The 15,444-nt window shown below is 53.2% G+C and carries 6 protein-coding genes; all 6 read right to left on the reverse strand.

The window, feature by feature from the left end; genetic code table 11:
• Positions 1–9 precede the first annotated feature (9 nt).
• Genes dpdJ through dpdE form a run of 6 tightly spaced genes read right to left on the reverse strand, consistent with a single transcriptional unit; the run spans position 10 to position 14,712 of the window.
• Positions 10–4,431: a protein DpdJ gene (gene dpdJ, locus CAG29_RS19480; protein ID WP_218191445.1), complete on the reverse strand. Its 4,422-nt coding sequence runs from the start codon at positions 4,429–4,431 to the stop codon at positions 10–12.
• Between the two features lie 11 nt (positions 4,432–4,442).
• Positions 4,443–5,201: a hypothetical protein gene (locus CAG29_RS19485; RefSeq protein ID WP_085694990.1), complete on the reverse strand. Its 759-nt coding sequence runs from the start codon at positions 5,199–5,201 to the stop codon at positions 4,443–4,445.
• Entirely contained in the window at positions 5,194–8,274 is a 3,081-nt protein-coding gene (gene dpdH / locus CAG29_RS19490; RefSeq protein ID WP_139831513.1) for a protein DpdH, read from the reverse strand. Before dpdH ends, CAG29_RS19485 begins: the two co-directional genes overlap by 8 nt.
• Positions 8,271–9,155 carry a protein DpdG gene (dpdG, locus tag CAG29_RS28315; protein ID WP_139831514.1) on the reverse strand — a complete coding sequence of 295 codons (885 nt, stop codon included), beginning with the start codon at positions 9,153–9,155 and terminating at the stop codon, positions 8,271–8,273. Before dpdG ends, dpdH begins: the two co-directional genes overlap by 4 nt.
• Positions 9,156–9,157: 2 nt before the next feature.
• The gene (gene dpdF / locus CAG29_RS19495) at positions 9,158–11,623 is read right to left on the reverse strand and encodes a protein DpdF (protein ID WP_085694992.1); all 2,466 of its coding nucleotides are present in this window, start codon (positions 11,621–11,623) and stop codon (positions 9,158–9,160) included.
• A complete protein-coding gene (gene dpdE, locus CAG29_RS19500) occupies positions 11,620–14,712 on the reverse strand; it encodes a protein DpdE (RefSeq protein WP_139831515.1) in 3,093 nt (1,030 codons plus the stop codon). Before dpdE ends, dpdF begins: the two co-directional genes overlap by 4 nt.
• Positions 14,713–15,444: the final 732 nt, after the last annotated feature.

Here is a 15,444-nt window from a genome sequence, read left to right on the forward strand (position 1 = left end):
AGCGCGCCCTCACTGCAAAGCCTCCGCCAACTCTATGACCAGCACCAGGGAACCGTCTTCTCTCTGTAGTTCGCCCACTCTGGGGTAAAGTAACAAACCCAGATAGTCAACCGGATACAACTGTACCTCGGTAATAACTTTGGACAATCCCCCCTGCTGGTCGCGGGGAATCACCAATTCGACGCTACCCTCTTCTCGCAAGAATTTGTGCAATTCACTAAAATAGGAATTTGAATACACTATCCGAGGTCTACGCCCGGCGAACAAACCAGCGCCCAGCATTCGTTCCGTGGCCGCACTCCCATTACTAAAAGGATTGTAGCGATTCAATTCCGATTGGCGAATTGTATTACCTCGCGGCCACAATAACCCCTGATTCACACAATAAGCACGAAATAAATCAGAGACAGTCGCATTCGCTCTCATCTTCTGCGCCGCCAACGTGTGGGAAACGATATTAAGGGGCCACTCAATGCCACTCCTAACCTCAAGTTCTCGCCATTGCTTGAGCAATGTAAGCAGTTCAGCATCCGTTTGCCGACTGCTGCTCGGCTTGAGTATGCGAGAGTGCAATACACTGAGAAAACTGTGGCTAAGTACAAACCCCGCCCGCGAGAGACTGGAATGCATGGCTGCACCGGCCTTGCGACGCTGCTTATGATCGGCAGCTGCACGGACATCCGTTAGAACCCTCTCGACTTCCTCATCAATAGAAGCTTTCTCCAGCAATTCGTAGAGATCGAAGTCAATTTGCTCGTAGTCACCAGGGCGCAAACTGCACGCCAATACATTCAGAAATCGCAAAGGATCATCGAAGTAGTCTTCGGCCAAGCGACTAATGATTCCACAACCACCCGCTTCGACCTCGCTGAGCCATACTTCCAGGTCACCGTCTTGCCAAAGCGCATCAGCATTCACCGAGCGTTCGTTAACGTCCCCAAGCAAGGTACATAGTGTTTGCTGGGTTGCTGCTGCCAACGTATTGGCCAGCAGTTCTTTTGTCCATTCCACGATATCTGGCAAGGCATGAATATCCCGCCACAGAGGCTCGGCACAATCTGCTAGTTGGGCTAGCACTTCAGAGCATCCCAGGAGTCCGCGCAGGTCGGCCTGTAATTCCTGCTCTCTGGAACTTTCTTCTTGCACATCAAGTTGGAAAAGGCTTTGCGGAATAGCGAGCAAGCGCTCCTTGCCCTCGTCGGAAAGTAGACGGCGCAAGGCTCCATGCATCACCGATGGCTCGGCCGGGTCTACGTCTTTCAACTCAGCGCCCAAAGCGGCAAGGAAGCACTCGCATACCCAATTGGCTGTAAAGGGGTCACCGTCGAAACGACCTAGTTGCTCGACCCGCCGCCGGAACAACAAAGGACGCAATGCGGCCGATATGGCAAGGGTCCCCAGGAGATCGGCAATAGTTTCATCGCCGACTCGAAAACGAAGGCGCATACCATCCACCCACTGACGCGCACCTACAGCTATCGGCTCACCTTGGCTTTTCCATGCAAAATTCACCCGCGCGATTTTGCCGCTGCGAAAACGCAGCGTGGCGTCAGCTCCTTTGCTATAGCGTACCACCTCAAGCGGCGTCATCTGCTGGTGGAGGCAAAACGCCACATCAATCAGGTGCTTCCCCCAACTTCCCATCGGTGGCTTCTGAACAGATGTATGTTCAGCCAAGATGAATTCCGAGTCCCAACGCAGGCGGGAATTACTCTTTTCCGTCAACCCACTCGCCTTGCGCAGAGCGCGGGTATGTATTTCCCGTGGGCGCACTACAGACAATTCTGCATCGGATCCCGCGGCCACCTCCCCTTCGTTCTGTAGGTACTCTCCGAATGCTTCTGCAATCTCAAAGTCAACCTGTTGTAGGGTATCGGCAATCGGCTGAAATCCCTCCGGGATCAACCAGTCAGCCAGGTCATACTTGATAGCAAAACGCTTGGAAATCCTGCCGGGGGAGAACTCGCGCAAAGCCTGATAAAATGGCAGTCCTTCCCATTTTGCATCACTACCCTCCCCACGCTGCAAAGACACGAATAGGTTAGGAATATTTAATTCGGCGAACATTGCCTCTGGAATGAAAGCCGGCATCGGAGAGCGGCCTCGGGGTAATTCTTTCCACTTTTCTCCATACTCGCACCACAGCGTTTTCAATTGCCGCCGAAGCGTCGGCAAAAAAGACAACATCAATGATCGCGGTGAAGCCCACAGCACTTGCTGCAAGGCTGCCTCATCTATGCGCAACGCGTCCTTCAAATAACCAACATATCGGTCCTGCATTCCACCTGGTTGCAGTACTTGCTCAACAAACGAGAGTAAGGTCGTCAGTTGTGCAGACGATCCTTTGGGATACTTCAGGATTCTCCAAACCGACCCCTCCTTCAGCAGCATCGCTAACCAATCCAGCGTCGCCATTGCCCCCTGCATCTTCTGGATATGCCCATTCTGAAGGGGCAACCTCTGTCGCTTGATTTCAGGGGTAAGCAACTCCTCGTAACGCTGGAAAGCAACTCGATCTCGACCGAACTCAGAAAGCACAACGAGGGTCCATGGGCGCATCCCGCGGGGGCGCCCAGCACGTCCCTTGCGCTGCAGATAGGACGCAACGCTTCGCGGCGCCTTATGCTGCAAAACCGCCCCAACCGATGGATCGTTAAAGCCGACTTCCAGCGAAGCAGTAGCCACCACTATCTCGGAGTTAGGGTCGACGCCAGAGTCCTGACTAGAGGTCCGGCCTACCCGAGCGCGATCATCATTGTCGAGCGAATGCCCGATATCCATGCCTATTTGCCAGTCTTGGCCTAACTGAATACGTTTAAGACGGCTTGGATAATCCAGATAGCGACCACCTCCCCTCAAGCTTGCCAGCGGTTCATGATCCGGCACCAACTGAGCGCCCCTGGTTTTCCAACCTTCAGCATCTGCCAGTTGGTGATAGAGTCGATTGTTGACATCCAGATCATCGGTAAAGACGAAAGTTTTACTTCCCCATGTACCACGCGATCTCTTGTCACGATTATCTAGGATACGCCGAGTCAACATGGCGGCCTGAATGGTGGTGGAAAGCAATGCAGTTTGAGAAACCGGATCCCCGCGCAACAACATGAGATACTCGGCGCCCTCATCCACCATCTCATCCGCAAGAGGTTCGATCAACTCCACATGACCTTCTTTCGCCCCAATTAACTCGGAAAAAAAAGCAGGTGCGTCGCTCAAAGTAGCGGAAAGTCCAACGAAGTGTGGCCGGCATTCACTTCGCTTCATCCAACGCCGTAGCAGATAGGCCGTCTGCGCTCCGCTACTACCTTCATAAGTATGCACCTCATCCAGCAGCACCAGTGTGGGCCCCTCGCAGTTACCTACCCCGAATAAGTGGTGGAATGCATAGTTCCCAAGATGCTGATTCAGCATTTCAGTCGTCGTGAAGAGGATATCCGGTGGCGCAGCAGCCAGAGACCGCCGAGTCAATCGAACCTCATCATGAGGTACATAATGATCACAGCGACTGCAGTGCAGTTCTTCGCGTTGCGCGACAGAACCCTCCAGACGCCATTCCATTTTTCCGGAGCAATCCTTCGTTGGGCAACGCAATAAGTCGAACGGCAAATTGCCGCTGAACTTTTTTGCGGCTTCATGGGCAGTACTGGTGTTCTCCAGCGTGTCGCCAAAAAATGCCCCAATGGAAATTTTTCGGTCTGACTGCGACTTGACCAATTCGTCCAATTTTCGGCATTGGCTCCAAGTCTCCATGAACTGATCTTTCAGCAGTTCACGCCGCGGGTAGATCGCCAGAATGCGTACTCGCGAGGAAGCATCCTCAGCCAATTGACTGCATAAGGCAGCTAAGGCTGGTAAATAGAAAGCTAAGGTCTTGCCGCTACCAGTGCCGGCACAGACTATGCTGCCGGCAGCATGGATGGACCGATCCTTAGACGCCTGCAGGACTCGAGTAGTAGCACGCACCTGAAAGCCGGCCAGAAGCAGGTTCTCCTGTTGTCCCAGTAGAGCGCGGATTGGCAGGTGGAATCGCGCAGAAGCGCCCTCGCCCAAGCCATCTAGCAGTTTCTGCAAACTCTGATCGCGGCAGGGGTAACTACGCGGCCGCCGAACGAAACGAAAATCGGAAACTAGCGTACGGGCCTGGTCGACCGGTTTGTTTAGGAACCACTGGCGAAGATGGCGGTACAGATGCACAGCCTCTCCCATTCGCGTCCTGTAGCGCTTGGACAATCCCTCGGGGTGGGGAGCCTCGATCACCATTGCGTGATCGCAGAGTCCGAGCAGAACGTCATAGGGATCGTCCTCGGGAAGCACCTCTTCGAGTGTCGCAAGTATCTCGTCTTCAGTGAAGAAGCCACCGGTGTCCCCCCAGGCCAGCAAACTTGTCTCCAACTCCTCCAGGCGATCGAGGGCAGTACACAAACGCTCCATGGATATTTCCATCAAAATAGCTTCCTACTGCGTTCGACGGAGAACTGACCTAGCAAGTCGTGCTCAAGCAACCAACAGAAGGTATCCTTGTCCATCTCCGACAATGGAACACCCGTAGACCTTCCGCGCTGGTTCAATAACTTGAAGAAACGCTTAACGTTATCAGGAAGATCGAGTTGCATTTCCCCTCTAACCTGCTCCATACGATTTTTAAGGTCCATCAAGTCGCGAAGAGGCCATACGGTCTCCGGTACTTGCTTTGCTAGATCTTTAAACCTTCCCTGCAACTCGATATAGTCGCTGTATACGCGTTCGGAACCCGGTATCTCGCGTTGACTATCCAGTATCACCTTCTCGACCATGCACTGGCTGTACAGTTGTTCCGTCCACTTTTTCCAGCAGGAGTCGATTTTGCTCTCCAATCGAACAACCAGACTTTCAAGTGCAACTCGCGAATTCTCGAGAGAATCGTCCTGACGAGAAACTTGTTTATTCTTTCGCCAAACCTCAAAAAAAACTCCCAAACTTGCCAGAGACGTGGACACCTGCTCTTTAAACTCTGCTTTCAAATCCAACAATTCTGGAGCGTCAACCGGTAAAGCGCCAATGCTCGATGATTGGCGCTGCAGCAAATCAAGCCTTTCGGAAAGCGACACAAATCTCTCGTAAATCTCCTGGCAATCATCAATGGCGGTGCGCAGTTCACCGGCCGAGCGATTTAGTTCAAACTGCTCGCGCAAAGCATAAACTTTTTGCTCAAGACTACTCACGGCACGCCTCCAACAAGTCCTTCAAAGTGCCCGTCAACCCCTTCAACAATCCGGTGACCCTCTCCTGCGACTGCCCCAAGACGTCCAGGCCAGATTGACGATTCTCACTCTCCAGACGCGGCAATACATAGGAGTAGAATTTATCCCACGCCCCCAGTGTCTGAACGGCCTCTTCTAATTTCTGACCGTCGACCTGATTGATCAACTGCAACTTCTTGGACAAATCAGATTCGTTCCAAGATGAGAGGAAAACCTTGACTGCCGCCCAAACCTCGCTCGCTTTTAGAGAGTTCAATGCCTCACGCATTCTCTTGGCATTCGGCACGTCTGAAAACTGAGCGGGATAATGCAACCCGTCTTCACTTACACCACGAACAATTTCAGACATTTGATCCAGCAAGAGGCAAAATTGCTCGTGCCGAGAATAGCCATCTAGAACGGACAGCACATTGAACGACGACTGCAGTGCCTGGGTTATTTCTCTGTCATACCGTGGCAGTTTCTGCTTAAAATCAGTCTTACTAGCCTCTTTGAATGACCTGAGCGCCAACTCTCCGTCCATACCATGGTCATTGGCAGCCACCAACTTCAACCAGGCATCTCGCTTCCCTTCCCACTCATCCAACGCACTTTTGCGGAGTTCTAGCAGTACAGGAGAAGCAGGTTTTGGCAATGACTCCAGAATCCTCTGTGCCGGAGTGAGCAATTCATTGAGTCGTTGGCGATCATTGGACGCGGTCCTCCATAACCCCAAGATGGGTACTAGACTCAATTGTTCCTGGATCACCTCATGAAGCTTTGAGCGCTCCATCAGCGAAAGTGTTTGTAGAACCTGAGGAACCCAATGTGAGGCGAAATTCTGGTAGCGCAAGTAATCATCGAATCCACCAGTATATTGCCAACCTATCCCATTGGATCTCCGATTGACGCTCTCGTAACGCAGAAGCGCCAGCGCAACCCCCTTCAAAGCAGCTGCCTTTTGAGGATCCTCAAAGTCCGTCTCCTGGCAAAACCACACGAAATTAGTGGCTTTGTTACCGGTAATGGAGAATGGAATATTGATATTAACAATCGCCCCACGCAGTAATTCCGGCCGCGCCCCTAAGCCGAGCCATTCTGGGTGAGCATATTGCTGATACATCTTATTCAGGGCGTTTCTTAGGTCCCTGGATTCGTTTTGCTCCAATTTTCTTCTGCGCTGAAACCATTCTGAAACGATCTCTTCCAATCGGTGCTGATCGGGATCGGGATCTGTTTTCACTCCTCTTGGCTCTACAGTCGGTCTGGCTTTCTTCGGGCCAGTGCCTGTCCGCGTTGGCGGGCGAATAAAACCAACGGGTTGAACCTCTTCCAACAAAGACGCCAATGCGTTTAGACCGAAGACGTTTGCTATGCGCCAATCCATGCTCTGCTGCAACTCTGCGATAGATCGGCAACCGTACCCCCAGATAGCAGCCAAGGATTCGCAGCGCGCTGGTTCGTCGAGTCTATACAGGTCAATCAGTCCCGCACCGGCCTTGATACTGGCGAAATCTGCCGGCGGGAATCTATGCTCCTGGCACGCCTGCCGATGATCACGTAGTACTCGCAACACCACTTGGTTCAACACTTGGCGGGGGTTGAAATTCAACTCTTCATCGTTGCTGCAATAGTGATCCGCCAGCGCATTGATCGCGTTTCGATTGAAAGGGAAGAGCGGCACGCCAGAAGGCGAATGGCCGAATGCCTGGAGTTCCTCCGGCGGGCCTTCGGGATCTTGCCAGATTAAGGGCCAACTGACGTCTGTCGAACGCTCCAACCAGGACTCTTTCAGTTTTGAACTACCGTGACGGGCAGCGTTCAGGTACCGACCGCAGAAATCAACGATGCGCTCCAGCGTTTGCTCGCGACTCTGGCCATGATCGCGTATCAACCACTCATACTGTGCACGTGTTCTAATCGTGTCCTGCCGCCGCAGATATCCTTGATAACCATCTGTTACCGCGATAGCCGAGCGAAGCGTACACAGTTCTTGCTTTTCATCCCTAACGGCCTCTTCCAGAAGGCTGTCGATCAGCACGTCCTCGATAGCAGAAATCGCCGCCATATCCTCCACCAGTACCACCAGAGTGCGATCCTGATGTTTCAAGGTACGACGGATGTCTTTAAAAAGATCTAAAAAACTACCGCCATTGAAACTGAACAAATGACGAAAAGCAGTTCTGGTGGACTCACCCAAAACTTCGTTTAATACGCCTGCTGCGGACTCTTGGGCTTGCCGATTGGTATTTAATTGGGCTCGACTGACATACTGCCGAGCGCTTTGCGACAGGTCATCGAGGTTGAAACTGAAGTCCAAGTCCTCGGCCCTGATCTGGTAATCGTTTCGACTTAACTCTTGATCGGTAGCGCCCTGAGTCAACCGACTTGCGAACTGATAAATACAATGCTTCGGATCAAGCAAGCTTCTCTTGAAATTAGGGTCGGTAATCAGTTCGGAAAGACCACACCCCAGCGTGGTATGCGCGTTAACATCTCGCCAACGCTGCTTTTCTTCAGCAGACAATTGTTGACTGGCCTGCGGGTTTCCTCGGTAATAGCTAATTTGCTCTGCGACGCGGGCGTTGAGTCGCTGCAATTGCTGTGACATGAAGGTCAACAGCAAGTCAGCGACCTCTCCGGTCCTCAGCATCTCACCTACCGACCGAATCCGTAGACGTGCACTCTCGAACTCTTCTCCTTCCAAGCCATCCAGAAGGATTTCCAATACCTGGCGCAAACTTGCATTCTTCGGAATGCGAACGATATGCCAGTTGGCGGACAGCGACTGCAGTTTTAGTTGAGCTTCCAACCAGCGAATCAGGTGGGATTTTCCAACGCCGGAACGCCCGACCAAGGGAATCGGTCTCTCCACCTCAAGAAAGTGCGCTAGCAGATCGGCCTCAGTACATTGCTGCTCTGCTCCGTTACCTACCCGAAGCAACTGCATAGGTTCATGCACCGCTAAGAGTACGTGCTCAGCTAACTCCTCTGCCTCCGTACGGATGCACTGGGAAATATGTTCCGAACTTGGCCAGTAATTGATCAGATTCATACAGCAACCTCGGTACGGTATTGAATCTCACCTACGGAGCGTTGAACACCATTTGGCAAAAGCAGACGCATACTCAAACTATCGTCAGAGGACTTTTCCAAGCGCAATCGAAACAGACTTTCCAGACGGACTAGAGCGTGACTGAGTGCGGCACTTACTTCATATGGTGCGTCTGGCTTCCAATTTTCCATGCAAGGTTCCAACAATCGACGATAGCCCCCCTCATCAAGCAGTGGCAGGTACTTTCCCAAACGTTCGACAAATACTCTAAACGGAAGTACTCGCCCGCCTTCGAAAATTCTCTCGAGGTAGGGTTCGATAGCTAAAGTAGGATCTACAATGTAACCCTTTCCGAAGGGCTCCAAGAAGCCAAGGAATTCCCCATAGGCCAAAAAGGTCGAGAGTTCGTTAGACTCATTCAATTCCCGACCCGGTAGATGGCTATTTACCGCCTCGGCGGCATTGAAAGAGCTTACCGACTCCCCTCCCATGAAGGTGTACCGACGCTGCACTAACAAACAGGTCATTGCACGAAGAAATGGCTCAGTGCGAGTACCGTCCAAGATAGCCGATTCCGACCGCGTGGCTGCATTATCAATAAGCAACTGCAATACACGCGACGGGAGATCATTCTCACTGGCCTGAGGGGGCGCGAAAATCATTCCCTCACTGTCCTGCAACCACAACCCTTCTTCCAACCAGAAATCCAGGTTCGACTCAAAACGTTTTGCTCCTGTCTCACTTTTCGGGAGCAACTCCGGCCGCAATGTCTCCAATAACTCCGCGCGAGCAATTGGTTTTCCCCTGCGAACCAATGCTCGATCAATAAGATTTAGCAGGATCAGACTGCTGCCTGGGTGAGCATTATTCACCATCGACATACTTATATTTCCCTTTCGAAGTCGACCAAATCCTTGCTTTGGGAATCACACTCCCACCAGCTTCGGTACGGGTGATACGGATCACTCAGAGTCTCGGGCGCAACTATCAATCTTGCTGGAACCTCATAGCCACCCGCAGGCAGGTTGCTTTCCTCCGGCATGAGTAAAACCAACTCAGTCCAACTCCCAGCACTGTCGCGCGGTTCCAGGGCACACCAGAACGGTAGTGTTTTTAAACCAGCATCGGTCTGTATTTCATCCAACAAGGCCCGACTGGCACGGACAGCCTGCACCTGCTGGCTGCGCAGAAGAGCGACCATCCATCGCCGCCAGTTATGAATCAGAGCACGGGGAGTGACGCTACGATAACTCTCAGTACTGTAGCGAATCCGCAGCAACTGGGAGTCTGGCATCCACTTCGGCATAGCGGGAGTTACTACACCAGTCACATGGAAAGACGCGCTCAACGTTGGCGTAAAGGGTCCCCGCCCCTGAGCGCGGCAACCAGGGCAACCGCCGCAACTGCGTTCAGGGCTGATGCCATCCAGTCGATAGAACTCTTCTAACTGGCGGCACAGCGACTGGTCCGGATCATCCAGCCATCTGCGCAAACTGGCGAAACCGTTTGCCATGGCCCGTTGTTCAAGGGCACGTTGCGGATCAACATAGTGCCGCCAAGTATCTGTGGACTGATGCGCATCCATCAGGATCTGTATATCGATGCGGTCAAAATAATTCTCGCCCTGAGGCAATTCCGTATCGACTACCGCTGCGTTTTCGTGAGGTACCTCGGGCGGTGAATAGCGCAATCGAATCAGACCAGCACGCTGCATCAGAAGCAAAGTGCGTACATTCCACTCTGCGTTACCTTCGCTGCGTCGCTTCAAATCGCGGCGTAACATAGACAGAGAAACACTGAAGCAACCATCACTGCTACGTCGACGGCTCTGCAGCAAGGTGTTCCAGCGATCCAATCCCACTTCACTGGAAATCAGCCTTGCCCTTGAAATCTGCTCTGCCACATTTATCTGGCCCGGATAGAAAACCAGCCAGGACCAACAGGCGTTACCGTCACGCCCGGCACGCCCCGCCTCCTGATAGAAACGATCCAGATTTTCTGGCACTGCCGCATGCAATACCGAACGGACATCGCTCTTATCCATGCCAACACCGAAGGCGGACGTCGCAACCATGATGTCCAGATGGTCATCCTGCCACTGGCCGATCAGACGCTCGCGCTCCTGGGTGTTGGTTTCGCCATGGAACAGGCCAAGCCGACGGAAGCCCTGCTTGACCAGCATGTCTCGCCAGTTCTGTGCATCCTCCCGGGTCGTTGTGTAAAGAATCAGAGGTCGAGGCAAGCGCCATAGCAAGTCCACGACAACCTGCCGGTGCTCTTCTTCTGCAGGAACTCGGCGGACATTGAAGTTCAACTCTGGGCGCAAAAAACTGCCATTGATCTCGATAGCCTGAGTTCCTTCGGGGACGAATGCTTCCTTCAACACCTCCAGAGCGGCGGAATTAAACGTAGCTGACATCAACAAGGTGCGGATGGCGCTTGAGGAGTGCTCTCTGAGGGAGTGAAAAAGAGGGGCAAGCAGTTGGAAGTCAGGACGGAACTCCGCCCCCCATTGGCCGACCAGATGTGCCTCATCGATTACTAGCGCACCCAGCAGTCCTTTTCCGGCGAGTTCGAACAACAATGGTCTAAGGCCCGATATGGCGGACTCGGGCGCACAGAACAAGATCCGTTGTGTGCCGCAATGCAGACGCTCACGAATCTCTCGACGCTCAGCTTCCTCCTGGCCCCCGATCCAAACGTAGCTACCGCCGTGATCGCATCCTGCAGCCTCCAGCACTTCTCCAGCACGCGCGGCCTGCTCAATGGCAAGTCCGGTCGTTGGCACAATGACAAGCACCACTTTCTGCCGATAGGCAAACAAACTCAAAGCATGAACAGCCAGCGTCTTGCCGCAACCTGTCGGCAGGTTGATGAAGACCGTGCTGTCATCCGGAGAGGTCAGCAATGTCCGCACTGCAACTTGCTGACCGAGGCCGTTGTAGTTGCTAAATCCAACTCGGCCCAAAGCACTGCTCAAGGCCACGTCTATTTGAGGTTGGTGCAGGACTCGGCGACGCTGACGTCTGTAAACCGCCAACTCCGCTTCCTCGAGAGCAGCCTCCAACCTGACCCGGTCGGTTAACGGATCTTGAGTCAGGCCCACTCGGGCTACGTGTTGCCTTTCAACGGAACCGGCAGGCAGTTGTAGCAGCAAATCAGTGCAGCCATGAGCTTGAGCACAACCGAAAGCATCACGACAAGCGACGGCGCGATCGGCCGAGCCCGCCTTTGCGTCGCCGAATACCATCAGCAGGCGGAGAAAGTACGGCTCGACGACTGTCTGCTCGGATTGGTGCTCTGGCACCAGCAGAGCCCTCTGCAAGGCATTCCATTGGGCCTGAATCATTCATTCCTCCACAGATCTTTCGAGCACAGGATCTGGGCGCGTACCGCCATAAGGTGCACGTGCGGTTCAAGGACGGAGCCTCGCAGAGCACCTATCTCCTCTACGATCCTCTTTCGGCTCAACTCAGTGATACCCAGCACCATGCGTTTCCATTCGCCCACAGGTAATAGAAACTCCAACTCGGACCAGACATCATGGCGCAGATTGATATCCTGGAAGATGGCGCCCGCGGGCTTCTTGTAAGGCCATTCCAGGGATTTCAATGTGCTTTCGGCCTTTACCAGCCTGCCGTCTTCAGCGAGCCAGTGGCCATACACCGCAGGTGCCAGTAACTCATCGGCGATAACCTGTTCCTGATACGTGCAATCCGGCCGGGCAGCCGTTACCAGCCACTTGAAATGAAAGAAAATCTTTGGCGCCTGCAGTGCACTGCTATTAAGAATTCGCAAGAATGCGCAGGTTGCCCCCCGCGAATCACCAGCGGCCAGTTCATATATGGAATCCACGAACGGCTGACCGTAACGGAAGGGGTACACGCCCGATTGAGCTGAAGCCTGCTGCCGCAAGAAGCTCATGGGAGCAGTGTATGGCGGGTTACCACTTTCCGGATCAATACCCGTGATGCAACCTTCGATAAAGGTCTTCACGTCCACCAGGGTCCGACCGCCACGCTCATTTGGGTCAAGGCCGAAGCCCAACCTGAATTGCTGCTGCAGATCGCCTTCTAGCCTGAAGTTCAAGCCGCGCGTCATCCAGGCACACATGCGGCCAATCTGCTCCTCGGCTATTTCGTCCGCCTCAGAAATTTTTTCGGCGAAGTCCCGTGCTTTGGCGACATCCTCGTCCAATGCAAGCAATTCTTCCTGTACTTTCACCCGACGGCGCTCGCGGTCCAGCAGGCCGCCCTCGCCGCTCAGTTGCTTGGCGCAGACAAGCAACTCTTCATCGCCGGATCGCGCGACTGCCTGCCAAGTTTTTTCGAGGTACTCTTCTAGTACGTACTGCAAGCTGGCCACCGTCTGATTGAACACACCTACCGATGTGTCAAGCAGATCTAGCCACCGTCGGAACAAACCATCATGGTCAGACATCAAAACCAAACTTTCCACAGGCCTGATGCCACGCAGATTTGCGCTGTAACGGTTCAATCGTCCCAGACGTTGTTCAACGCGACTGAACGATCTCGGTAGGCTGTAATGCACGGCGAGTTTCTGCCCCCCATGCAGGTTAAGACCATCTTCACCACCTTGATCGCAAACCAATACCCGCACAGAACCGCCCGACTGCAAGAAATGCAAGTCGCGGTCGGAAGCATTGCGCTCTATACCTACAGCCAGAGAGTCACCGAGCGTAGCAGCAACATGATCCGCGACTACTTCGTCACCGCAGAAAACAACCACCTTGCCCTTAGGGTTTTCGGCCAACCAATCTTCCAGACTCGCGATCAAACTCCGATCTTTACACGCCTGCTCGAGTGAGGCTTGCTTGGATATTTCGGCGAGGAACTCTCGCTCGGTTGCTTCAAGCGTCGCCGCCAGTTGCCTGTCGAACCTATCGGCCCGCTGCTTGACCAGTAATGGACTGCCCAACAAGTCGTCAACCCAGTTCAGGTACTCTCCAGAACTCATTGCCTGGAACTCATCAGGATCCCGGCAGGCCTGGCTGCGGTACTCTTCCAACAACAGATCCAATGGCATGCTGCGTGGTTCTATCGGCCAGTATTGACGGCGCAAACCAGCCAATCCTGGAAACAACTGCGCGAGATGCCCCATTTCCCGGCGGTTACGAAGCATGCGCTGATGCAGGCGGTAGTGCTCTCCGAGGTAATGCCGCAAGCCTATGATTTGTTGCTCGCGCTGCTCGCCGCTCTCCTCGGCAAAGAGATCCACCAACGGCATCAAACTGCCGATTCGCTCTTGCAACTCCTGATCCTCAGGGAATTTCCCCCGCAGATCCTGTAGTGCTTGTTCCAATGCGGCGTTCGAGTTACCCGGGGTCAGTGCGCTATACAACCCGCCAAGCCACTCACGCTCCTTGACTCGAGCGATGAAACGCTGAACCCCCGCTTCTGAGATCTCATAAGCTTCGGGACTCAAGCAGTGCAGCATCGCCAGGAAATTTCTTTCGTTCCCATTCAACGGGGTTCCTGACAACAACAGAGTCACCTCAGCTGCCTGGCAGGCCTCCGCCAGCACCTGAAACCGGTCATTCGAGTGTTGCTCGGAAGACCAGGCCAGCGGCGCCAATTGATGCATCTCGTCAACGACGAACAAGCTAGGCTGGCCACCCTCCCGCAAAGCCGTCACCAACTGTTCATGACTGCATACTCGAATCAGCTGTTCCGATCGATGCTTTGTAGACATCAACTCGCCAAGATGAAATCGGCCCTTTAACTCCTCATGCCACTGAGTGACAAGGGAAGCCGGCGCCGCAATTAAAACATTGGCGTCGAACTTCTTCTGAAGTACGTGCTCACGGACAATCAGGCCCGCCTCGATTGTCTTGCCCAAGCCCACTTCATCCGCTAGCAAGTACTTAGGGCATGGATCCTTAAGGATACGCCTAACTACGGCAATTTGATGCGGCTCCAACTCTACGCTGCTGCTGGTAATCGCACCGATGGAACGGCAAGCCGCCCGTTGCTCAATATAGGCTTCGAGGAAATCCTGGCGCAAGGGGAAGAAAAAAGGCGCGTCGTTAGCCCTAGCCGCTAGGAACGCAGAGGGATCGAGCAAATCCTGCGCACCGAGGTTCAGGCAGTAGATTTCATCGATATCGACTACCGCTTGATCGTTATCGTCAGTGCGAAAGATCACCAAGTGCCGATTGAGTGGCCGCGAACCACCGTAACGGCCACGTCGCCAGATGCCTGTCAATTGATCTCGACAATAAACGATGGCTTCCTCATAGAGTTGAGTTTTCCTAACGTCGGCCAGATCAACCTTGAACTTCCTCGCCTCAGGGTTCAAAGGGGATTCGAAGAAAGTGACCTCGCACTCGCCTCTCTCACGATCCAGTCCCGACAATTTACCAATGCCGGGAAAAGCACTAGACAAAACCAACTCACCAACGTATAAAACCTGGTTCACTTCGTCCCTCTACCAGTATTATTCCCACTTTTATCCGCCTCTCACCGACGACGTGAATGAGGCCTTGGCGCCTGACGCCTCACACGTTAATAGGCGCTACTTCTGAGGCCAATTCTTCCGATGGCCCTCACCCTATCCGCTGGCGACACCTGGGTAAAGCCATGCACGGTGTTTTTTTGCCATCATAGCTAGCACACGCCCGCAACCATCACGTGAGCCCCGCAAAAGGGGACGAACAGCCACACTTCCAATCGCCTGACAGGTACACCCTGCACTGCCTGATCCTTGAATACCGCCAGTGTATTAGCAGAATATCCATGACGCGATTCGCTGCAGGAATCAACAGAATGCAATCCTTAAAGACATGTCCATATGCGCCTAGCCGTACGGGTAAACTTTTCGAACAGGTCGAACCACGCGAAAAATGCGCTGCTTAAAGTCGGCTACTCGATTTGAAAATATCCATCACGCCATGAAAGACGGCGCTCTAATGGAAGTTAGTACTCTGAGCGATACTGTGGGTGACGTCAGCGATACTTTGGCATCGGTCAACCAAGCTTTCCATGCTCACGCAAAGCTCTGGTAGCGAAATTCAAAGAATCTGCCAGGCCAATCTCAGATTTAAAATTCGGGACTAGGTATTCCAAATGGTATTCCAGTTTATTTTGCAGAAAAAATTTCCACTTAATTTTCATATGGATATAGATCCATTTCAACTCACCCCGGCGCACC

It is taken from the genome of Pseudomonas sp. B7(2017) (assembly GCF_002112745.1).
Classification (GTDB): domain Bacteria; phylum Pseudomonadota; class Gammaproteobacteria; order Pseudomonadales; family Pseudomonadaceae; genus Aquipseudomonas; species Aquipseudomonas ekonensis.